The organism is Mesorhizobium sp. CNPSo 4684 (assembly GCF_057784315.1).
This window is the reverse complement of sequence record NZ_JBWLUX010000051.1, coordinates 26013-48488: the sequence shown is the minus strand read 5'-3', so window position 1 is coordinate 48488 and position 22476 is coordinate 26013. Positions and strand designations below refer to the sequence as shown.

At 63.0% G+C, this 22476-nt stretch carries 19 protein-coding genes; 9 read left to right on the top strand and 10 right to left on the bottom strand.

Annotation, left to right across the window (positions count from 1 at the left end):
* The first annotated feature begins 142 nt into the window (after window positions 1–142).
* On the top strand, window positions 143–1642 hold the full coding sequence (gene gatB / locus AC04SG_RS30995; protein WP_488554132.1) for an Asp-tRNA(Asn)/Glu-tRNA(Gln) amidotransferase subunit GatB: 1500 nt from the start codon (window positions 143–145) through the stop codon (window positions 1640–1642).
* Between the two features lie 4 nt (window positions 1643–1646).
* A complete protein-coding gene (locus tag AC04SG_RS30990) occupies window positions 1647–2135 on the top strand; it encodes a GNAT family N-acetyltransferase (protein ID WP_488554131.1) in 489 nt (162 codons plus the stop codon).
* A gap of 17 nt (window positions 2136–2152) precedes the next feature.
* Here the strand turns inward: AC04SG_RS30990 and AC04SG_RS30985 are convergent, their stop codons facing one another.
* The 3 genes from AC04SG_RS30985 to panB all read right to left on the bottom strand — a co-directional run bounded on the left by AC04SG_RS30985 (window position 2153) and on the right by panB (window position 5217).
* Window positions 2153–3313: a helix-turn-helix transcriptional regulator gene (locus AC04SG_RS30985; RefSeq protein WP_488554130.1), complete on the bottom strand. Its 1161-nt coding sequence runs from the start codon at window positions 3311–3313 to the stop codon at window positions 2153–2155.
* Window positions 3314–3532: 219 nt separating this feature from the next.
* A complete protein-coding gene (panC, locus tag AC04SG_RS30980; RefSeq protein WP_488554129.1) occupies window positions 3533–4390 on the bottom strand; it encodes a pantoate--beta-alanine ligase in 858 nt (285 codons plus the stop codon).
* Window positions 4387–5217 (bottom strand): 3-methyl-2-oxobutanoate hydroxymethyltransferase, encoded by an 831-nt coding sequence (panB, locus tag AC04SG_RS30975; RefSeq protein ID WP_488554128.1) that lies wholly within the window; start codon window positions 5215–5217, stop codon window positions 4387–4389. The genes panC and panB overlap by 4 nt, the downstream gene beginning before the upstream one ends.
* 227 nt (window positions 5218–5444) lie before the next feature.
* Here panB and AC04SG_RS30970 point away from each other — a divergent pair, with 227 nt between their 5' ends.
* The 3 genes from AC04SG_RS30970 (at window position 5445) to AC04SG_RS30960 (ending at window position 6972) form a co-directional block, all read left to right on the top strand.
* The gene (locus AC04SG_RS30970; protein ID WP_488554127.1) at window positions 5445–5843 is read left to right on the top strand and encodes an NADH:ubiquinone oxidoreductase subunit NDUFA12; all 399 of its coding nucleotides are present in this window, start codon (window positions 5445–5447) and stop codon (window positions 5841–5843) included.
* A gap of 115 nt (window positions 5844–5958) precedes the next feature.
* Window positions 5959–6510, top strand: coding sequence for a DUF2155 domain-containing protein (locus tag AC04SG_RS30965; protein ID WP_352585943.1), 552 nt, complete (start codon window positions 5959–5961; stop codon window positions 6508–6510).
* A gap of 75 nt (window positions 6511–6585) precedes the next feature.
* Entirely contained in the window at window positions 6586–6972 is a 387-nt protein-coding gene (locus AC04SG_RS30960; protein ID WP_192251617.1) for a hypothetical protein, read from the top strand.
* Window positions 6973–7018: 46 nt separating this feature from the next.
* Here AC04SG_RS30960 and aat read toward each other — a convergent pair whose 3' ends face one another.
* The 6 genes from aat to AC04SG_RS30930 form a co-directional block, all read right to left on the bottom strand.
* A complete protein-coding gene (gene aat / locus AC04SG_RS30955; protein ID WP_192251621.1) occupies window positions 7019–7636 on the bottom strand; it encodes a leucyl/phenylalanyl-tRNA--protein transferase in 618 nt (205 codons plus the stop codon).
* Window positions 7637–7663: 27 nt separating this feature from the next.
* Window positions 7664–9007: an acetyl-CoA carboxylase biotin carboxylase subunit gene (gene accC, locus AC04SG_RS30950; RefSeq protein WP_112564333.1), complete on the bottom strand. Its 1344-nt coding sequence runs from the start codon at window positions 9005–9007 to the stop codon at window positions 7664–7666.
* Window positions 9008–9017: 10 nt separating this feature from the next.
* Window positions 9018–9482, bottom strand: a complete 465-nt coding sequence (accB, locus tag AC04SG_RS30945; protein ID WP_488554126.1) for an acetyl-CoA carboxylase biotin carboxyl carrier protein — start codon at window positions 9480–9482, stop codon at window positions 9018–9020.
* 26 nt (window positions 9483–9508) lie between these two features.
* Window positions 9509–9943: a type II 3-dehydroquinate dehydratase gene (gene aroQ, locus AC04SG_RS30940; RefSeq protein WP_112564337.1), complete on the bottom strand. Its 435-nt coding sequence runs from the start codon at window positions 9941–9943 to the stop codon at window positions 9509–9511.
* A gap of 151 nt (window positions 9944–10094) precedes the next feature.
* Window positions 10095–10898, bottom strand: a complete 804-nt coding sequence (locus tag AC04SG_RS30935) for a DsbA family protein (protein WP_192251637.1) — start codon at window positions 10896–10898, stop codon at window positions 10095–10097.
* A gap of 57 nt (window positions 10899–10955) precedes the next feature.
* Window positions 10956–12368 (bottom strand): M48 family metalloprotease, encoded by a 1413-nt coding sequence (locus AC04SG_RS30930; protein ID WP_488554125.1) that lies wholly within the window; start codon window positions 12366–12368, stop codon window positions 10956–10958.
* A gap of 154 nt (window positions 12369–12522) precedes the next feature.
* Here AC04SG_RS30930 and AC04SG_RS30925 point away from each other — a divergent pair, with 154 nt between their 5' ends.
* Together AC04SG_RS30925 and AC04SG_RS30920 are read left to right on the top strand one after the other, a co-directional pair.
* Window positions 12523–13671, top strand: a complete 1149-nt coding sequence (locus tag AC04SG_RS30925; protein WP_488554124.1) for a pyridoxal phosphate-dependent aminotransferase — start codon at window positions 12523–12525, stop codon at window positions 13669–13671.
* An 11-nt stretch (window positions 13672–13682) separates the two neighbouring features.
* A complete protein-coding gene (locus AC04SG_RS30920; protein WP_488554123.1) occupies window positions 13683–14612 on the top strand; it encodes a glutaminase in 930 nt (309 codons plus the stop codon).
* Between the two features lie 231 nt (window positions 14613–14843).
* Here the strand turns inward: AC04SG_RS30920 and AC04SG_RS30915 are convergent, their stop codons facing one another.
* Window positions 14844–17789, bottom strand: a complete 2946-nt coding sequence (locus AC04SG_RS30915) for an Rne/Rng family ribonuclease (RefSeq protein WP_488554122.1) — start codon at window positions 17787–17789, stop codon at window positions 14844–14846.
* A gap of 673 nt (window positions 17790–18462) precedes the next feature.
* Between AC04SG_RS30915 and AC04SG_RS30910 the strand changes: the two genes are divergently transcribed.
* On the top strand, window positions 18463–19722 hold the full coding sequence (locus tag AC04SG_RS30910) for an N-acetylmuramoyl-L-alanine amidase (protein ID WP_488554121.1): 1260 nt from the start codon (window positions 18463–18465) through the stop codon (window positions 19720–19722).
* 213 nt (window positions 19723–19935) lie between these two features.
* On the top strand, window positions 19936–22392 hold the full coding sequence (locus AC04SG_RS30905; protein ID WP_488554120.1) for a penicillin-binding protein 1A: 2457 nt from the start codon (window positions 19936–19938) through the stop codon (window positions 22390–22392).
* The last annotated feature ends 84 nt before the right edge of the window (window positions 22393–22476 follow it).

The window sequence follows — 22476 nt, the reverse complement described above, 5'->3', positions numbered from 1 at the left end:
ATGGGCGTCCTGTAGGCGAAAGTGGCGGAAAAGGCCAGACTGCGGCTTTGGCCTTGTCTCTTTTGGCGGTTTGCACTAGCGAAGTTTCACATCCAAATATGCGTCTCATGCATATCCGAGAATTCTAGGTACGCAGGCCACCATGACCCTCATCGACACCCGCACGCCCGACGCCAAGCGCCTGATCCCCGGCGCCACCGGCGATTGGGAAATCATCATTGGTCTCGAAGTGCACGCGCAGGTCATCTCCGAAGCAAAATTGTTTTCCGGCGCTTCGACCGCTTTCGGTGCGGCCCCCAACGGCAATGTCAGCCTGGTCGATGCGGCCATGCCGGGCATGCTGCCGGTGATCAACGAGGAATGCGTCAAGCAGGCGATCCGCACCGGTCTCGGGCTGAAGGCGCAGATCAACCACAAGTCGGTTTTCGACCGGAAGAACTATTTCTATCCGGATCTGCCGCAGGGCTATCAGATCTCGCAGTTCAAGCAGCCTATCGTCGGCGAGGGCACGGTGATCGTTTCTGTCGGCCCCGACCGCCAGGGCGAATTCGAGGATATCGAGGTCGGCATCGAGCGCCTGCACCTCGAGCAGGATGCCGGCAAGTCGATGCACGACCAGCATGCGACCATGTCCTATGTCGACCTCAACCGTTCGGGCGTGGCGCTGATGGAGATCGTCTCCAAGCCTGACCTGCGTTCCGGTGACGAGGCCAAGGCCTATGTCACCAAGTTGCGCACCATCATGCGCTATCTCGGCACCTGCGACGGCAACATGGACGAAGGCTCTATGCGCGCCGACGTCAACGTCTCGGTACGCCGGCCCGGTGGCGAGTTCGGAACGCGCTGCGAGATCAAGAACATGAACTCGATCCGCTTCATCGGCCAGGCCATCGACTATGAGGCGCGCCGCCAGATCGCTATCCTGGAGGACGGCGGCAAGATCGAGCAGGAAACGCGGCTGTACGATGCGGCCAAGGGCGAGACGCGCTCCATGCGTTCGAAGGAAGAGGCGCATGACTACCGCTATTTCCCCGACCCCGATCTTTTGCCGCTGGAATTCGACCAGGCCTATGTCGATGCTTTGGCCAAAGGACTGCCGGAACTGCCCGACGACAAGAAGGCACGGCTGGTCTCTTCGCTCGGGCTATCGACCTACGACGCCTCGATCCTGGTGTCGGAAAAGCCGATCGCCGATTATTTCGAGCAGGTGGCCAGCGGCCGCGACGGCAAGCTTGCCGCCAACTGGGTCATCAACGATCTGCTCGGCCAGCTCAACAAAGCCGGCAAGGACATTGAAAATGCTCCTGTCACACCGGAGCAGCTCGGTGCCGTCATCGACCTGATCAAGGAAGGCACCATCTCCGGCAAGATCGCCAAGGATCTGTTCGAGATCGTCTGGAACGAGGGCGGCGATCCGCGCCAGCTGGTCGAAAGCCGCGGCATGAAGCAGGTTACCGATACCGGCGCCATCGAGAAGGCGGTCGACGAGGTCATCGCCGCCAACCCAGACAAGGCCGAACAGGCGCGCGCCAAGCCGACCATGGCCGGCTGGTTCGTCGGCCAGGTGATGAAGGCCACCGGCGGCAAGGCCAACCCGCAGGCGGTCAACGATCTGGTCAAGGCCAAGCTCGGCATCGAATAGGGCCATGTTCGTCCGCACCGCCAGCGAGCGCGACCTTGCCGCCATCCGCGCGCTGCTGGTCGAAACCTGGCATGCGACCTACGACGCTATCTACGGCACTGAGCGGGTGAGAGAAATCACCGACGACTGGCATTCAATCGCCTCGCTCAAGGCGCGGCTGATAAGGCCGAATTCAGAATTCCTGGTCGCCGACGACGGCAAGCGCATCGGCGGCATGGCTTTCGCCGCCGCTACGACGGATGCGAAGACCGTGCTGTTGAACCAGCTCTATGTCCTGCCCGCCTGCCAGCGGCAAGGTATCGGCCAGGCCTTGCTGGACGAGGTGGAGGCCAGCTTTCCCGAGGCAAATACCTTGCGCGTCGAGGTGGAAGAGGCCAACAAGCCGGCCATTGCCTTTTATCGGGCGAAAGGGTTTGTGCCAGCCGGCAGCACTGCCGATTGCGGCGGCGGCTCAGGATTGCCAGCGCTGATCTTTGAGAAGCCACTGAGATAGATAGCTGACGGCGCGTGTCAGGCCGGGCGCAGCGGCGGCGTCAATTCCCGCATCAGGAGCTGCAATTCTCGCTGGTCGCCGGTGGCGGTCTTGTCGAAGATCGTCGCCAGCTGTGATTTGATGGTGCCGTCAGAGACGCCGCTGGCAGCCGCGATTTCGCGCCGGGTCCGGCCGGCGAAGACATGGCCGGCAACGCGCTTTTCCGCCGCGGTCAATCCGAACAGCGCTGCGATCGCTTCCAGCGCCGGCACGGGTGCTGCGCCGGCGGCGGCGATGAAGATGGCGGCGGCGGCGCGTTGCGACATGCGGGCCGAAATGTCGCGTCGCGCCAGCGGCATGACATGCGCCACCGCCGGAACCATGGACCGGACCAGGGGAATGTTGATGCCTGACGGCCCGAGCGCGAATTCGTCGCGGGTGCCGAGTTGGACGGCGCGGCCGATGGCGGCGTTGGCATTGCCATAGGCGAACGACAGCTGGCCGCGCACCGAGGACACGGAGGTGTTCTGCGCGAGCAGCGCTTCGGCTACCGGATTGGCGAAGATGATCTGCATGTCGTCGGCGACGATCAGCACCGGATGGTCGAGGCTCTCGATGATCGAGCGAAAGATGTCAGCCTTGCGCCGCTCGGCCTCGAACAGGTCGCCGATGGTCACCGCACGCCGGACATGGGGTGCGAGTGTGGAAATCAGGTCGAGATCCCTGGCTGAAATCTGCGGTCTGTCCTTGTCGGTCACCACCATCAGCATGCCGGTGCGCGCTGGCTGCTTCATCAGCGCCACCCAGAAGAAATCGTCGAGCCGGTTGGGTTCAACCCACTCGCGCACGATGCGGCTTTCGATCCATTTCTGCCGCGCGTCGGGGCCCTGCAGCGCATAGACGCTATCGACAGTGAACGGCATGTCGATGTCCATCTTCGGCAGCGCCTTGGAAAACGGGACTTCGCAGGCGTAGTCGCGCTGCAGCGGCTCGAGCAGGGCGGGATCGCCGCAGGATATCGAAAACCGCGCCGAATTGCTTGATGTGTCGACGACCGCCAGCATGGCAAGCCGGCCAAGTGCCAATTTGCAGATTGATTCAAGCGTCGACTGCCAACGGCCGACATCGGCAATCGAATCGTAAATTGCCTCGACAATCTGCGGCAGAGCGCGACCGTTGATGTTGGGCTGGATAGACATAGAGCCTCGTTTGCATCGCAGCGTAGTGGCAGGTCACACATTGTCTCTGCCTGAGGTAACACAACATTGCCGGGTACGCCGCGTCTGTGAAACATCTCACAGCGACGTTTTGGTGTGTTATCGCTATCAGACCAGTCGATATGACCCTGAAAGACCGCTGTTTACGGGCACTCGAGCCAAGCTGCGATACAAATCAAATTGAACGGATTTGGAATTTTTTCAGGGAATAGATGAGGAAACCTCCACATTGTCGATCAGCCTGGTCCTGCCAAGCCAGGCCGCAGCGAGAAGGCGGCCGTCGCTGGCGCGCCGCCAGGGGGCAAGGGTCAGGCTCTCGCGCGCGGCGACATAATCGACGCGGTCGAAGCCTGCCTCGATAAGCGCGGCGGCAGCCTTGGCGGTCACGCTGCTTTCGTCGGTGCCCGCTGCAAGCGCTGCCGCCGCCTGGCGCAGGATGACATTGAGCTGGCGTGCGACACCGAGCTCGGCGGCGCCGAGATAGGCATTGCGCGACGACATTGCGAGGCCATGCGCGTCGCGTACGGTCGGCGCCCCGACAATGTCCACCGGCAGGTCGAGATCGCGGCAGAGTTTTCGGACGACGCAAAGCTGCTGATAGTCCTTTTCGCCGAAGATGGCGCGGTCGGGCAAGGCTTGGAGAAACAACTTGGCCACGACGGTGGCGACGCCCTCGAAGAAGGTCGGCCTGAAATCCGATTCCAGCCCCGAAGACGGGCCGCCGACCGAAATCCTGGTCGCGAAACCCTCCGGGTACATTTCGGAAACCGCCGGCGTGAAGGCAAGATGGGCGCCGGCCTGTGTCAGCCGGTCGAGATCGCGGGCCAGCTGGCGCGGATACTTGTCGAGGTCTTCGGTGGGCGCGAACTGGGCAGGATTGACGAAGATCGAGACGATGCAGCGATCGGCCGTCGAAAGCGCGGCCCTGACCAGCGAGATATGGCCGTCATGCAGCGCGCCCATGGTCGTCACCATGGCAATGCTGAGGCCGTCGCGCCGCCAGTCGCGGATTGCGGCGCGAAGGGCAAGCACAGTGTCGACAACGACAGGCTGGTTCATGCGTTATCCTTGCCCGTTTTGGCTGAAAAGACGTGGCCTGGTCCGGGAAAGGCGCGACTGCGCACCTCTGCCGCATAGCGCGCGGCGGCATCGGCGACCACGCTGCGCAAATCGGCATATTCCTTGACGAATTTCGGCACCCGGTCGACGGTCAGGCCGATCATGTCGTCGATGACCAGGATCTGGCCGTCGCAATCGCTGCTGGCGCCGATGCCGATGGTCGGAATGGCGATGCGCCGGGTCAGGTCGGCGGCAACAGTCTCGACGGTACCTTCGATAACCAGCGAAAACGCGCCGGCCTTTTCGACCGCATCGGCGTCGCGCATGAGGGCAGCGACATTCTCCGGCGTGCGGCCCTTGATCTTGTAGCCGCCGTCCTTTTCCACCGATTGCGGCTGCAGGCCGATATGGCCCATCACCGGAATGCCGGATGCGACGATGGCCGCGATCTGACCGGCCACGTCGACGCCGCCTTCCAGCTTCACCGCCTGGCAGCCGGTTTCCTCAACGATGCAGCGCGCCGAGGCAACGGCTTGAGCGGCCGATTTCTCATAGCTGCCGGCCGGCATGTCGACCACCACGCAAGCCTTTGCCGAGCCGCGCATCACGGCCTGGCCATGGGCGATCATCATCTCCAATGAGGCGCCGAGCGTGGTCTTGTGGCCGTGCAGCACCATGGCAACGCTGTCGCCGACCAAGAGAAGGTCGACATGATCGTCAAGCAGGCGGGCGACGGGATAGGTGTAGGCGGTCAGACAGACGATCGGCACGCCGCCCTTGCGGGCGCGTATGGTCTCCGCGCTGATCCTGACGACAGCTGTGGCCATTCCTCACCTCCCGCGGCCGGCGTTGACCAGCGCCGGGCGATAAGAGCTTTAGGAAGACGCAGCCTGCTTGGCAAGCGTGGTGCTCGCAGTTGCGAAATGGATCGACCGACGCTTATGCTTTCGGTGTGCCGTCAGTGCCGCAGTCGCCGCAAAACCCTTGCCTTCGCGATGACCTGACGCCATAAGCAGGGAAGCAGGCACCGCCGCGCGCGCCGCGAGGATTTTTGATGAAAACCTTCCTTACGCAGTTTTTCACCTGGTGGAACAGCCAGACGCTGGGAACGCGTTTCCACACCTGGCGCCACGGCACCAAGGTCGGCCAGGATGCAACCGGCAATGTCTACTACGAAGGCGGTGTCGATTCGGAAGGCCGCACCCGCCGCTGGGTCATCTACGCCAACTATTCGGAAGCCTCGGCGATTCCCCCGGGCTGGCACGGCTGGATCCATCATCGCGTCGATGTCGCGCCGCAGAGCGACGATTATCGCCCGCGCGAATGGGAAAAGGCGCATGAGCCGAACCTCACGGGAACGCCGGCCGCCTATCGCCCGAAGGGTTCCGTGCTCACCAATCAGCACCGTCCGCAGGTGACGGGCGACTATGATGCGTGGACGCCTGGTTCTTGACCACCGGCCGGTCTTTTGTCGCCACAATTGGCGTTTAGCTGCTTGTTGGTATGACAACGGCGAATAGCCTTGGGCGTGACAGAATCACCCAGGCCCAAACCACCGGTATATCAGCATGAACATTTTCAGCCTGACATCGATGGCCGGACTGACGGCAGTTGCCGCTGTTGCCATGTGCCCGACAGCGTTTGCGGCAGCCCAGGAGCCCGCCGCGGCGCCGGCAATCTCGGAACGCATCACCAACCCGGTCGCCGAATTCGCCGGCATCGACAAGATCACCGGCCGCATCATCACCTTCGATGTCTATATCGACGAAACGGTGCAGTTCGGCGCTTTGCAGGTGACGCCGCGCATCTGCTATTCGCGGCCGGAGAACGAGGAACCGAAGACCGATTCCTTCGTCGAGGTCGACGAGATCACGCTCGACCGCAAGATCCGCCGTATCTTCACCGGCTGGATGTTCGCCGAAAGCCCCGGCCTCAATGCCGTCGAGCATGCCGTCTATGACGTCTGGCTGAAGGGCTGCAAGCAGAAGTCGGATGTGCCGCCGCCGGACGCGGCCAAGGCCGAAACGCCCAAAGTCGATACCTCCAAGCCGAAGCCCGCCGCTGCTCCGGCTGTGGAACAGCCAGATCCCGCAGAACCTGACGCGACGGACACCAACTGATCCTCCGGAACCGTCATGGCCACCACGCGTTTGGCCATGAACGACCGCGCATTTATGCGCTTGGAGGATTTTGCGATGTCAGACAGCAAGCGGATCACGGCCAGCAAGAAAGAACTGCTCGACCTTGAAAAGGGGTTCTGGACGGGCGACTCGGCCTATTACGCGGCCAACGCCGACACAGAATGCCTGGTGGCATTTCCTGAGATGGCGAAGGCGATGGACAATGCCGACCTCGCCAAGACCGCGACCAAACCCAACCGCTGGCGCGATCTGCAGATCGACCTCAAGGGCATCATCGAGCCCGGCAGCGACATTATCATGCTGACTTATGAGGCTCATGCGACACGGGAAAACGGCGAGCCCTACGCGGCGCTTGTCAGCACCGGCTATGTCCACCGCGTCAACGGCTGGAAGATGATGTTCCACTCGCAGACGCCGATGGAGACCGCAGCGAAAAGCTGATCACTCAAGCCGTCGATGAGTGGGCCGGGCACGTCCGGTCTCCCGCTCAGGGATAGAAAACGGCTTCGCCCTTCAGCGCGTCGGCCAGCATCTTCTCGTATTTGCCACGCGGCACGTCGACCGCGCCGAAACGCTTGAGGTGTTCGGTGGTGAACTGCGTGTCGAGCAGCGCGAAGCCGCGCGCCTTCAACCGCTCGACGAGATAATAAAGGCAGGTCTTGGACGCATCGGTCTCCCTGGCGAACATGCTTTCGCCGAAGAACACCCGTCCCAGCGACACGCCATAGAGGCCGCCAACCAGCCGTTCTTCGCGCCATGCTTCGACCGAATGGCAATGCCCGAGACGGTGTAGCTCGACATAAGCTTCGCGGATCGGCGCGTTGATCCAGGTCGAGCGGCGCTCCTCGCGCTTTTCGGCGCAGCCATCGATGGTCGCCTCGAAATCGAAGTCGAAGCGGATGTCGAACGGGTGCTTGCGGATCGTCTTCTTCAAGCTCTTCGGCGTGTGGAACGCCTCGAGCGGGATGATGCCGCGCGTCTCCGGCCGTACCCAGAACACTTCCGGGTCCGAAGCGCTCTCGGCCATCGGGAAGACGCCCGAGGCATAGGCCTTGAGCAAAAGGTCGGTCGGAATGCGATAGCCGGGCGCGTAGGGGCGGGTCATCGCTGCATCATAGCGGCAATTTGGGCGCTATTCCTCTTTGGCCAGATACTTTTCCAGCCAGTGGATGTCGTAGTCACCATTGGCGATGTCGGCATTGCCGACAAGGTCGCGAAACAGCGGCAGCGTCGTCTTGATGCCGTCGACGACGAACTCGTCGAGCGCCCGGCGCAGCCGCATCATGCATTCGACGCGGTTGCGTCCGTGCACGATCAGCTTGCCGATCAGGCTGTCGTAATAGGGAGGGATCTTGTAGCCGGAATAGACACCGGAATCGACGCGGATGCCGAGGCCGCCAGGCGTGTGGAAATGGGTGATCGTGCCGGGCGATGGCGTGAAGGTGCGCGGATCCTCGGCGTTGATGCGGCATTCGATGGCGTGGCCATTGAACTTGATGTCCTCCTGGCGCACCGAAAGACCGCCGCCTGAGGCGACGCGGATCTGCTCGTGCACGAGATCGATGCCGGTGATGGCTTCCGTCACCGGATGCTCGACCTGCAGGCGCGTGTTCATCTCGATGAAGTAGAACTCGCCGTTCTCGTAGAGGAATTCGATGGTACCGGCGCCGGAATAGCCGAGGTCGGCGATGGCCTTGGCGCAGATACCGCCGATGCGGGCGCGCTCCTCGGCGTTGAGGGCCGGCGAGGGCGCCTCTTCCCAGACTTTCTGGTGACGGCGCTGCAGCGAACAGTCGCGCTCGCCGAAATGCACGCCGCGGCCGGCGCCGTCGCCGAACACCTGCACCTCGATGTGGCGCGGCTTTTGCAGGTATTTTTCGATGTAGACGGCGTCGTCGCCGAAGGCCGCACCCGCCTCCGTGGAGGCTGTCTGCAAGGCGATCTCAAGGTCGGCCTCGGTGAGAGCGACTTTCATGCCGCGCCCGCCACCGCCCGCCGATGCCTTGATGATCACGGGATAGCCGATCTCGGCGGCAATGCGCTTGGCTTCCTTCTGATCGGTGACGGCGCCGTCCGAGCCGGGCACGACCGGGATGCCGAGGCGTTTTGCGGTGCGCTTGGCCTCGATCTTGTCGCCCATGATGCGGATATGGTCGCCGGACGGGCCGATGAAGGTGATGTTGTGGGCGGCCAGGATGTCGGCGAACTTGGCGTTCTCCGACAGGAAGCCGTAGCCCGGATGCACGGCGTCGGCGCCGGTGATCTCGCAGGCGGCGACGATCTGGTGGATGTTGAGATAGCTGTCGCGCGACGGCGGCGGGCCGATGCACACGCTCTCGTCGGCCAGCCTGACATGCATGGCGTCCGCATCGGCGGTCGAATGCACCACCACGGTCTGGATACCGAGTTCCTTGCAGGCGCGCAGCACCCGAAGCGCGATTTCGCCGCGATTGGCGATGAGGATCTTCTGGAACATCCGGCCCGCTCTACTCGATCACGACGAGCGGCATGCCGTATTCGACCGGCTGGCCGTCCTCGAACAGGATCGCCGTCACCATGCCGGCGCGGGGCGACGGGATCTGGTTCATTGTCTTCATCGCCTCGATGATCAGCAGCGTCTGGCCTTCCTTGACGTTCTGGCCGATCTCGATGAAGGCCTTGGCGTCGGGCGAGGGGGCGAGATAGGCGGTGCCGACCATCGGCGAGGGGACCGCGTTCTTGGACGGATCGGCTGCCGCTGGTGCGGCAGCTGCGCTCACCGCGGGCTGCGCTGCTGGTGCATAGCCTGCTTGAGGTGCTGCAATGGCGTGGACGGCGGCCGGCGCCTGGCGCGACACGCGCACCTTCAGGTCGCCGAGCTCGACCTCGATCTCGGTGAGGTTGGTGTCGTTCAGTATGCCCGCCAGATCGCGGATCAGTTGCTGGTCAACACCGGTCTTCTTTATCGACATTTTCGAGCCTTCTGTTTGTTGGCCGGTCATAGGCGTGCCGCCAGCGCCTGCAGCGCCAGCGAGTAGCCAAGCGGCCCGAACCCGCAGATCATGCCGACAGCGACCGGCGCAACCATGGAGACGTGGCGGAATGGTTCCCGCGCGTGGATGTTGGAGAGGTGAACTTCGGCGACGGGCAGCGGCGCAATAGCGCGGATGGCGTCGTGAATGGCGATCGAGGTGTGGCTGTAGGCACCCGGATTGATGACGATGCCGGCGGCCTTGTCGCCGGCCTCCTGGATCCAGTCGACGAGGTCGCCCTCATGGTTCGACTGGCGAAAATCGATCTCGAGGCCAAGTGCGGCGCCTGCCTGCTTGCAATCGTCGGCGATCGCGGCAAGCGTCTTGCCACCATAGATGCCGGGCTCGCGCTTGCCGAGCGCGTTCAGGTTGGGACCGTTCAGGACGAAAATCGTTTTCAAAAATGCCGACCTTTTCCCAGCACCTGCCTCAAGCCGGCGCGCAGGGCCTTCTATAATGGGCATAGTCGCCCGCGGAAAGAGCGCAAGTGCGATCTTTCCCTGTCCACAACAGGCCGAAATGTGCCCGTGAGAAATAGGCTCGCGCGCAAGATCAGAGAGCGGCTTTCGCCGCCTCGATCTTTTCGGCCAGCACTTCCTGGCCAAGCGCGCCGAACACCACCTCGTTGCCCACCACGTAGGACGGCGTTCCGGTGATGGCCAGCTTGTTGGCGAGGTCGAAAGTCTTGGAGAAAGCCTCGGTGATGGTCGGATCCTTCATCTTCTCGCGCAACTCCGCCTCATCGGCGCCGAGCGACAGCGCCACCTTGATGGCCGCCGCCTCTGTGGCGCGGCCCTGGCCGCCCAGCAGCGCATTGTGGAACTCGCCATACTTTTCCGGCTTCATCAGGTGGAAGGCCATCGAGACGACGCTGGCCTTCTGCGAATCCGGGCCGAGGATCGGGAATTCCTTGAGCACGAAGCGCAGGTCCGGATCGGACTTGGTCAGCGCCCGCATGTCCTCGATGGCGCGTTTGCAGAAGCCGCAATTGTAATCGTAGAACTCGACGATGGTGACCTTGCCCTTGGGATTGCCGACGACGCCGTCGAAGGTCGAGTTGAAGATCTCATCCTTGGCGTTCTTGATGACGCCGAGTGCGGCAATGCGCTGCTCTTCCTTCTGCTTGGCCTCCAGCGCGTCCTGCACTTCGAGGAGCACTTCCGGGTTCTTCAACAGATAGTCGCGGATGATGCCCTCGACCTCGGCGCGGTCGATCTTGGTGTCCGAGGACGCTACCTGCACGATCTGCGCCGTATCGGCCTTGGCCACCTGCGGACTGCCGGCGACGAACCCGAAAGCCAGCATGGCAAGAGCAGCCGCCACTCCCGTCGTGCCTAGCAATATTGCCTTGTTCATCGTCTGATCCTCTTACCGGTTCCGGTCTATCTTAGTCGCTACGAGCGACCGGAAGGTTCATTTCTTGAGTTTGCCTGAAGGGTTGTAGTTTATGATGTCCTGCGCGCGAATCCAGCCGGGCTCACCGCGCTTCAAGTCCTTTTGCGCGCGCATGGCAAAGATTTTCGCATTCTTGTAGTCGCCGGAATAGAAATGACCCTCGGCGGTGGCGAGCTCCGCGGCCGGGATGTTGCCGAGTTCGCCATAGGCCTGGGCCAGATAGCGGTACCCGGCGGTGTTTTCCTTGTCGCGCCCGAGACCGTTGTTGATCTGCACCACCGCCTTCTTCAGTGAATCGGGCGTGCCGATGGCCATCAGCGCCTGGCCGAGGGACACGGGCAACAGGCCCGACTTCACCGGATCGAGGCTGACCGCCTTGGCATAGGCATCCGCCGCGTCCTTCGGCTTGTTGGCCTTCATCAGGATGTCGCCGCGCAATTCCTGGAAATAGGGGTTCTTCGGCTGTTCCTTGATCAAGGCGTTGGTCTTGGTGAGTGCCGCACCCAGATTGCCGTAGAGATAGGCCATCTGCGCCTCGCCATAGCGCGATGGGAGGCTGCCCGGGGCCTTGCGCATCAGCCGCGTCGCGGCGGCCTGGCCGCCCATATAGGCGGCGATCTTGATGCGCATCATGTCGTGCCGCTGCTGAAGCGCGGGCGGATCGACCTTGTCGACATTGGGGCTTTGCTTGACCAGCACTTCGAGATTGGCGATGCGCTCCTGCGGCATGGGATGGCTGATCCGGTAGGGATCGACCTGCGTGCCGGACAGAGACAGCGCGTTCTGGAAGCGGGCGAAGGTCTTCAGCATGCCCATGCCGGACTGGCCGGTGGCGTTGAGATAGGTGATGGCCGAGCGGTCGGCGGTCGACTCTTCGGTGCGCTGGTAGGCGAGAATGCTGCGCTGCGCCATCTCGCCGCCGCCGGCGGCGACACCCATGCCGGCACCGGCAAGGCCGCGGCTGTTGGTGGTGGCGCCGGCAACGATGGCGCCGGCGCCAAGCAGCGTGGCGATGATGGCCATCGTCTTGGCGCGCTCGAGCTGGTCGCGCAATTTCTGCTGATGGCCGCCGGCGATGTGGCCGGCTTCGTGGGCGATGACGCCGATGATCTCATTGGGCGTTTCGGCCTGCATAAGCGCGCCGGTGTTGATGAACAGCCGGCGCCCGGTGACGAAGGCGTTAAAACTCTGATCGTTGACCAGGACGATATCGACGCCGTCATTGGCGAGACCAGCCGCCTTGAAGATCGGCCGCGCATAGTCGCGCACCAGCGCCTCGATCTCGGCATCGCGCACCACCGGCACCGCCTGTGCGAAAGCAGTCACCGAGCCGGTAACAGCGACGGCGGCGGCAAGCAAAAGCGTCGCGAAGCCGCGCGCTGTCTTCCCGATGGAATATTTTGAAATCGTCGATTTGGGTCGGCTCAGCATGAGGTCCACTGGTAAACGAGCGGGCGAACGATGAAAAGAGTCGGCACCGAACTAGGCTAACTTGTGATCCTCACATCAATCGGGCATTTGTGCGGCGCTGCCATCGGGGTTGCTGGCCTGGAGCGGCAGGATTGGGCGGAAGAGGTGAGGTCAAATGGTTGTTTCGCTGTCGCGCCGCGGTGAAGTCGAGCCGTTTCACGCCATGGACATCCTGGCCGAAGCCAACCGGCTGAAGGCGACAGGCGTGCCTGTCGTGTCCATGGCCGTCGGGCAGCCATCCGATCCGGCGCCGGTGGGGGTCAGGGAAGCCGCCGTAAATGCGCTGAAGATCGGCCGCATCGGCTACACCGATGCGCTCGGCATGGCGGATCTACGCAAGGCGATCGCCGCGCATTATGGCGATCACTACGGAATCGATGTCGCGCCGAACCGCATCGCCGTGACGACGGGATCGTCGGCAGCCTTCAATCTGGCCTTCGTGGCGATGTTCGATCCGGGCGACCGCGTCGCCATCGCGGCACCCGGCTATCCCGCCTATCGCAACATCATGGCCGCGCTCGGCATCGAGATCGTCGAGATCGAGCTCGGCCTGGACGCTTATCTGCATGCCGACCATTTGAAGGTGGCGCATCGGGAAAACCCGTTGAAGGGCGTGCTGTTCGCCAGCCCGGCCAATCCGACCGGCGCCGTCATTCCCGCCGATGAGCTCTCGGCGCTGGTGAGGACAGCCGAAGAACTCGGCATCGCGGTCATATCGGATGAGATCTATCACCGGCTGGCCTATGCCGCGCCCGACACTACGGCGCTGGCCTATGGCTCGGGCGTAACGGTGATCAATTCCTTCTCAAAATACTATTGCATGACCGGCTGGCGTATCGGCTGGATGGTGCTGCCGGACGCCCTGGTGCGGCCCATCGAGCGCATTGCCCAAAGCCTCTACATCTCGCCGCCGGAACTGTCGCAGATCGCGGCGATCGAAGCCTTCAAGGCGACGGAAGAGCTGGAAGCGGTGAAGGCGCGCTACGCCCGGAACCGCGAGCTGTTGATGCAGCGCCTGCCGGAGATCGGATTTCCGCTGGCAGCCCCCATGGACGGCGCCTTCTATGCCTTCTGCGATGTCACCCGGCATACCAATGACAGCATGGCCTTTGCGCGCAAAATGCTGGCCGAGGCGCATGTGGCGGCGACGCCCGGCCGTGATTTCGATCCGCTGGCCGGACACCGAACGATGCGTTTTTCCTATGCCGGCAGCCATGACGACATGGTCGAGGCGATGGCGCGCATCGAGCGCTGGCTGAAATAGCGGGGACGACAATGCCGGAACTCGAACAAGCGCTGGCCGATGTCGCCGCCGAGATGGCGGAACGCCCCGATCGTGGCGACGTCGCCACCTACATCCCGCAGCTCGGCAAAGTCGATCCGAAGAAATTCGGCATTGCGGCGGTGACCAATGACGGCCACGTGCTTGTCGTCGGCGACGCCGACCAGGCATTCTCGATCCAGAGCATTTCCAAGGTGTTCACCCTGACGCTGGCGCTTGGCAATGTCGGCGATGCGCTGTGGCAGCGGGTTGGGCGCGAGCCCTCAGGCAATCCGTTCAACTCGATCGTCCAGCTCGAGCATGAGAACGGCATTCCGCGCAATCCGTTCATCAATGCCGGCGCCATCGTCGTCTCCGACATATTGCTCGCCGGCCACCAGCCGCGCGAGGCGATCGGAGAGATCCTGCGCTTCATCCAGTTCCTCGCCGACGATGAGACGATCATCATCGACCGCGAGGTCGCGGCCTCCGAACGCGCCACCGGCTACCGCAACTTTGCGCTTGCCAACTACATGAAATCCTTCGGCAATCTTCACCATGCGCCGGAGCTGGCGCTGGGCGTCTACTTCCACCATTGCGCCATCGCCATGAGCTGCCGGCAACTGGCGCTGGCCGGCCGCTTCCTCGCCAATGGCGGCAAGAATCCAGCGACCGGCCATTCCGTGGTGTCGGCCGAGCGCGCACGCCGCATCGGCGCCATGATGCTGACCTGCGGCCACTATGACGGCTCCGGCGATTTTGCTTTCCGCGTCGGCATTCCCGGCAAAAGCGGCGTCGGCGGCGGCATATTGGGGATCGTGCCGGGCGTCGCCTCGCTCGCCGTGTGGTCGCCAGGTCTGAACGCCAACGGCAATTCGAAGCTGGGGTCGATCGCGCTGGAAAAGCTGGCGAGGGTGATGAACTGGTCGATCTTCGCACCCTAGGACTTACCGATATTCAGGTGAGGCCGGCCTGCGCAGGGCAGCTTCCTGCGCTTCCGGTGTCACGTACTTTAAGTACGCTCCGCTCCGGTTCTCGGAAGCCACCATTCTCGACTCGGCCTGACCTTAATCTCGGCAAGTCCTGACGTCGCGCCACATAACAAAAAGTCCCGCGTCGTGGTTTGAACGACGCGAGACTTTTTGTTAGAAATCTATCTTAATTAGCTGAAAAGCTTAGAAAAAGCCCTTCCGCTGCCACCAGCCGGCACGCTTCGGCTTTTCCTCGGCCTTGGCCTCATCGGCGACCGTCGAGGAGACCACCGGCACGACAGGAGCATCGATCGCCACAGGCTTGCGCCGGGTCGGGCGGACATTGGCGGGTGCTTCTTCCTCAGTCTGCGCCTCGACCGGTGCAATGTCCTCGACAGCGGCGGCGGCCGGCGCTTCGGCCACCGTCTCGGCGTGGATTTCGGCCGCGGCCTTCTTCGCCCTCGAGGCGCGCTTCTTCTTCGGCTTTTCGGCTGGCGCGTCGTCGTTCGCCGCGGCGGGAGCCGCGGCTTCTTCAGCCGCTACCGCCGCGACCGGCTCGCTTGCGGCCGTTTCGGCTTCAGCGGCATCGGCCACCGAGACGTCAGCGGCTTCGCCAGCCTCGGCCTCAGTGCCTTCGCCGTCCTCGCGGCGATTGCGCTTGCCACCGCGCTTGCCGCGCCGGCGCTTCTTGCCCTGGGTGTCATCAGACGCTTCCACCGTTTCGACGGCACCAACCGGGGCTCCGTCTTGCGGTGCAGCATCGCCGCCGCCCGGTTCAGAGGCAAAGTCGGCGCTTGCCGCAGGGGCCGAAGCGCCTTCGGCGGTCTGGCCATGCTCGCGCTCGCCATGCTCGCGGTCGCGATCCTTGCCGCCGCGCCGCCTGCGGCGCTTGCGGCGCTTGCGGTCGCGGCCTTCGCCGTCCTCAGCCGATCTCGGCTGCTGCTGCGACTGCGGCTGCGCCTGGCGCGGCTGCTCGACCTGCACCACAACCTCGTCGTCTTCCTCCTCGATGACGATTTCGTCCTCGGGCTCTTCCGGCTCGACATAGGCGGGCAGGCTGCGCTGCTCGACAAAGCCTTCCGGCTTTTCGGCAATAGCGCCGCGGAAGATGGCATAGTGCTGCACACCGACCGTGTCATCAGCCTCGATGGTGATGGTCAGGCCAAAGCGGCTTTCGAGTTCCACCAAGGTGCCGCGCTTGTGGTTGAGCACATAGAGCGCGGTTGCCGCCGGCGTCCGCACCGTGATGTGGCTGCGCGAATCCTTGAGCAGGAATTCCTCGATCGCCCGCACCACCATCAGCGCCACCGACGAGTCGGAGCGGACATGGCCGGTGCCGCCGCAATGCGGGCAGGGCTTCATGGTCGATTCCAGCACGCTGGCGCGGATGCGCTGGCGTGACATCTCCATCAGGCCGAAATGCGAGATGCGGCCGACCTGGATGCGTGCCCGGTCGTTCTTGAGGTGATCCTTCAGCCGCTTCTCGACGGAGCGGTTGTTGCGGTTCTCCTCCATGTCGATGAAGTCGATGACGATCAGGCCGGCGAGATCGCGCAGCCTCAACTGCCGGGCGACTTCTTCCGCCGCTTCAAGGTTGGTGTGGAGCGCGGTGTCCTCGATCGAGTGCTCCTTGGTGGAGCGGCCCGAATTGACGTCGATGGCGACCAACGCTTCGGTCTGGTTGATGATGATGTAGCCGCCACTCTTCAGCGTCACCTGCGGCTGCAGCATGCGGTCGAGCTGCGCCTCGATGCCGTTGCGCACGAAGATCGGCGTCGTGTCGCGGAACGGCTGAACCACCTTGGCGTGGCTCGGCATCAGCATGCGCATGAAGTCCTTGGCCTCGCGATAGCCTTCCTCGCCGGAGACAAGAATCTCGTCGATATCCTTGTTGTAGAGGTCGCGCACCGAGCGCTTGATCAGGCTGCCTTCCTCGTAGACGAGGGCAGGGGCGGTGGATTGCAGCGTCAGATTGCGGACGTTTTCCCAAAGCCGCATCAGATATTCGTAGTCGCGCTTGATCTCGGCCTTGGTGCGGCTTTCACCGGCGGTGCGCAGGATCACGCCCATGCCCTGCGGCACTTCGAGATCGGCAACGACTTCCTTGAGGCGCTTGCGGTCGACCGCGCTGGTGATCTTGCGCGAAATGCCGCCGCCGCGCGCCGTGTTGGGCATCAGCACCGAATAGCGGCCGGCAAGCGACAGATAGGTAGTCAGAGCCGCGCCCTTGTTGCCGCGCTCTTCTTTGACCACCTGCACCAAAAGGATCTGCCGCCGCTTGATGACTTCCTGGATCTTGTACTGGCGGCGCACCGGCTTGCGGCGGTTGCGTACCTCTTCCAACGCATCCTCGGCGCCGACCGATTCAATCTCGTGGTCGTCGAGATGCGAGGACTGCACCTCTTCCAGCATGCCGCGATCATTGTCGCTGGAGGTGGATTCGCCGCTGTGATCGGCCGAAACAGTTTCGCCGCTAGCCTCGCTGGAGGCCGCGTCGTCGCCGGCCTCAGCCGGCGGGACGGCTTCGGAGATCACATCCGCTTCGACGCTTGCCGCGATCGATGTCGGGCCGCCTTCTGACGGTTCGGTCTCGGATGTCTCGGTCTCGGAGGTTTCGCTATCGCTATGCCCGGCGTGATCTTCATGCCCGGCGGTATCAGCCGCGGCATGCTCGGAAGCAGGCTCTTCGGTCACGGCATCGCTGCCGGTGTCGCCAATTTCGCCGCTTTCATCATCGGTGCCGGCGTCGCGCTTGTGTTCGCCACGCTCGCGGCCTTTGCCGCCGCGCCGGCGGCCGCGCCGTCCGCGATCACGGCTCTGGCGGTCGTCGCCGTCATTGTCCTCGTTCTCCTCGTCCTCGGCTTCCTGCGCTTCAGCGCGCAGCAGAGCCTGACGATCGGCGACCGGGATCTGGTAATAGTCGGGGTGTATTTCACTGAAGGCGAGGAAACCGTGACGGTTGCCGCCATATTCGACAAAGGCTGCCTGAAGGGAAGGTTCGACGCGCGTTACGCGGGCGAGATAGATGTTTCCTTTGAGCTGCTTCTTGTCCTGGGATTCAAAGTCGAATTCTTCAATACGGTTACCGCGGATAACGACAACGCGTGTTTCCTCCGGGTGGGAGGCGTCTATCAGCATTTTGTTGGGCATTATTACGTTTCCTCCCGGCAGCCATCAGCCGCAGCTTGCGAGGCAAAGCCCGCCGCTGCGTGTCTGTCATGTGGGTGCCGGATGTCTGGATGGTTGCTGGCCGCCGCTTGAGCGCCATGGCGGTGCCGCCCGCAGCCATAATGGCGCGGTTTGATGCGGACCTTTCCATGATTGCGCTTGAAGCCATCGTCACCAGCAGAACCTTTTGAACCAAAGCCCGGACGAACCGGACCAGCTTGTTTGCTCATACAGAGCCGGCACGGGAACAAACCCGGCCGTTTTCCTCACGCAGGCGATTCCCCCGCCACGGGCGCACACCTGCGAAATTCGTCGCGATCACCTGAAGCCTTTTCGCTGGAAGCGAAAGGAGCCGCCTTTCATCTGACCTGTAGCAGGAAGCTGCGGGAGAAGCGGTTCCAGGATTGCAGTGATCCACCATCGCTTTTATGATTTGACGGGGTGGAAGGCAACCCCGATTTCGGATGCCGGCAAAAAGCAGTGCCGTAACGGAAGCACAGGCCTTAATGCTCAAAAGAAAAGGCTTGGTTAACCTTCTCTGGATACCAATCGTTAATTGAGCTGGATACCAATCGTTAATCGAGTCTGCGGCCTGACCGGCATTTCGACCAACCACGCGGGCGCGAGGCGCCAAACCGGGAGCAACTGCAAAGAGATGGGACTGGCGGGCACCACAGACAAGGGCCATGGCCGTGCAGGCCTTTTGCTGCGCCCCGCGATTGTGCTTTTGCTGCTGGCGCTCTGCTTCGGTTTTGCGCCGGGTTCACGCGCGGCTGATGTGCCGCTCGGCGCCACCGCCTACAAGATGGCGGGCGACGCCACCAAGATGCGCATCGTCATCGATTTCGACCGCGAACCCGATATCAAATGGTTCCTGTTGCGCGGCCCCAACCGGCTGGTCGTCGACCTGCCGCGCACACGATTCGCCATCAGCGCGAAGGACGCCAAGGCGCGCGGCCTGGTCAAGGCGGTGCGCTATGGCGATCAAGGCGAGGGATCGCGGCTGATCCTGACCGGCAAGGGGCCGTTCTCGGTCGACAAGCTCGACGTGCTCAAGAATGATGACGGAACCGGCTACCGCATCGCCATCGACATGTCGGCGGCCTCGGATCGCGAGTTCGACGAAGCCCTTGCCAACCAGGCGCTGACCACCGGCTCGACCGTCTCCACCGACAAGGGCGCTAGGGTCGGCACCGGGCCGATCTCCAATCCGGGGCACCGCTTCACCGTCGTCATCGATCCCGGCCATGGCGGCATCGACGGCGGCGCCGAAGGCCTCAACGGCACCATCGAGAAGAACGTCACGCTGGCCTTCGCCACCGAATTGCGCGACAAGCTCGCCGCCGTCGGCAACTACGACGTGTTCATGACGCGCGAGACCGACGAATTCCTGCGGCTCGACGACCGCGTGCGCATCGCCCGCCAGCACGAGGCGGACCTGTTGATCTCGATCCATGCCGATACGATCAGCGTCAAGGGCATCAGAGGTGCCACCGTCTACACCGTCTCCGACAAGGCATCCGACCCGGAAGCGCAGGCGCTGGCCGATCGCGAAAACCTTTCCGACCAGTTCGCCGGCATGGTGATCAAGGACGACAACAAGGAAGTCACCGACATACTGATCGACCTGATCCGCCGCGAGACGCACAATTTCTCGATGAGTTTCGCCCACACCCTGGTCGGCCAGCTGTCCACCAGCGTCGGCCTGATCAACAATCCGCAGCGCTCGGCAGGCTTCAAGGTGCTGAAGGCGCCCGATGTGCCTTCGGTGCTGGTCGAACTCGGCTATCTCTCCAACGCCAAGGACGAGGCGCAGCTGCTCGACGCCGACTGGCGCGGCAAGGCGGCGCAGAGCATCACCAACGCCGTCGCTTTGTTTGCCTCCGCCAAGATGGAAACGGGAACCGGAGGCTGAGATGGCCGACGCCGCCTGCAACCAGAGGCAGCGTTGCACGACGACAACACCGGGCGCTTTTATTTCCGGTGGGGGATGCAGAAATCGGGCGCTGCCCCATTTTGTCCACATGGTGGCGACATGGGTTTTCCATCACGGATCGGGACCGTTGCGAAGGCTTGCGCGAAAGGCGGCTTCGTCTAGGAAATTCCCGAACCTCGGACTGGAGCGGGCATGATTCGTCTCATCGGCTATTTCTTTGGTATCGGCACGACGCTGGCGCTTCTGGTTGCCGCGGGCGTGGCGATATACATCAGCCATCTGGCGAAGGACCTGCCCGACTACGAAGTGCTGGCCAAATACGAGCCGCCGGTGACGACCCGCATCCATGCCTCCGACGGCTCGCTGATGGCGGAATATGCGCGCGAACGGCGGCTCTATCTGCCGATCCAGGCGGTTCCGGACCGGGTCAAGGCGGCGTTCCTGTCGGCCGAGGACAAGAATTTCTACAACCACCCCGGCATCGACATCACCGGGCTTGGCCGCGCCATCTACGTCAACCTGCAGAATGTGGGCTCGGGCAGGCGCCAGGTCGGCGCCTCGACCATCACCCAGCAGGTGGCAAAGAACTTCCTGCTGTCCTCGGACCAGACCTATGAGCGCAAGATCAAGGAGATGATCCTGGCCTTCCGCATCGAGCAGGCCTATTCGAAGGACCGCATCCTCGAGCTCTACCTCAACGAGATCTTCTTCGGCTTCGGCGCCTATGGCGTCGCGGGCGCGGCACTGACCTATTTCGACAAGTCGGTCAACGAACTGACCGTCGCGGAAGCCGCCTATCTGGCGTCGCTGCCGAAAGGTCCCAACAACTACCATCCCTTCAAGCATGCCGACCGCGCCATCGAGCGCCGCAACTGGGTCATCGACCAGATGGTCGAGAACGGCTACGTGACGCGTGAGGAAGGCGACAAGGCCAAGGCCGAGCCGCTGGGCGTGACGCCGCGCCGCAACGGCTCCTATCTGTTCGCGGGCGAATACTTCACCGAGGAAGTGCGCCGCCAGATCATCTCCCGCTATGGCGAGAACGCGCTCTATGAGGGCGGCCTGTCGGTGCGCACGACGCTCGATCCGAAGATCCAGCTCATCGCCCGCAAATCGATGCAGAACGGCTTGCTCAAATACGATACGCTGCGCGGCTATCGCGGACCGGTGACGCATATCGATGCTTCCGGCGACTGGGGCGTGGCGCTGGGCGCCGTCAAGGGCCTGGAAGACGTGCCGGAATGGTCGCTTGCCGTCGTGCTCGACAGCTCGGATACCGGCCTTTCCATCGGCCTGCAGCCGACGCGGCAGATTTCAGGAGATATCGTCAAGGAACGCGTCGAAGGCACCGTCAGCAAGGAAGACATGAGCTTTGCCATGCGCCATGTGGTCGATGGCAAGACGGTCAAGGCCAAGTCGCCGGCCGACGTGCTGCAGCCGGGCGACGTCATCTTCGTGCAGAAAAACGAAGGTTCGGAAGGCGCCTACACGCTGCGACAGGTGCCGGAAGTGGAGGGCGGCCTGATCGCCATGGATCCGCATACCGGCCGCGTGCTGGCCATGGTCGGCGGCTTCTCCTATGCGCAGTCGGAGTTCAACCGCGCCACGCAGGCGATGCGCCAGCCGGGCTCGTCATTCAAGCCGATCGTCTATTCGGCCGCGCTCGACAATGGCTATACGCCGGCCTCGGTGATCATGGACGGGCCGATTACCATCCAGAGCGGCAACACGACCTGGACGCCGAAGAACTATGACGGCACGGTCGCCGGCCCGGCGACCTTGCGCTCCGGCATCGAAAAGTCGCGCAATTTGATGACGGTGCGGCTCGCCAACGACATGGGCATGAAGCTGGTGGTGGAATATGCCGAGCGTTTCGGCGTCTACGACCATCTGGCGCCGTATCTGCCGATGGCGCTGGGCTCCGGCGAGACGACCGTGATGCGCATGGTGTCGGCCTATTCGATCATGGCCAACGGCGGCAAGTCGATCAAACCCTCGCTCATCGACCGCATCCAGGACCGCTACGGCAAGACGGTGTTCAAGCAGGACGAGCGCGGCTGCGAAGGCTGCAATGCGTCCGAATGGAACAACCAACCCGAACCGGATCTGGTCGACAATTCCGAGCAGGTGCTCGATCCGATGACCGCCTACCAGATCACCTCGATGATGGAAGGTGTCGTCCAGCGCGGCACCGGCGCCACGATCGCCGAGCTTGGCCGCCATATTGCCGGCAAGACCGGCACGACCAATGACGAGAAGGATGCCTGGTTCATCGGCTATACGCCGAACCTCGTCGTCGGCCTTTACATGGGCTACGATACCCCGCGCGGCCTTGGCCATGGCGCCACCGGTGGTGGTCTGGCGGCGCCTATCTTCAAGGACTTCATGCGCGTGGCGCTGGACGGCACGCCCAATGTCGACTTCAAGGTGCCGGAAGGCATGAACCTGGTCGCCATCAACCGCAAGACCGGCATGCGTGCCGCGGCGGGCGATGCCGGCACCATCATCGAAGCCTTCAAGCCGGGCACCGGCCCTGCCGACAGCTATTGGGTGATCGGCATGGGGGCCGACGGCTCCAATGGCGCAGGCGGACCGCTGTCGCCGCAGGCGACGGAAGCCATCCAGGCGCCCGGCGGTGGGCTTTACTGACGATCTGATTTCTTATGTTGAATGGGCTGGCTTGTTAAGCCGGCCCATTTCGCTTTACAGGCAGCAATGCCGTCCCTATGTATC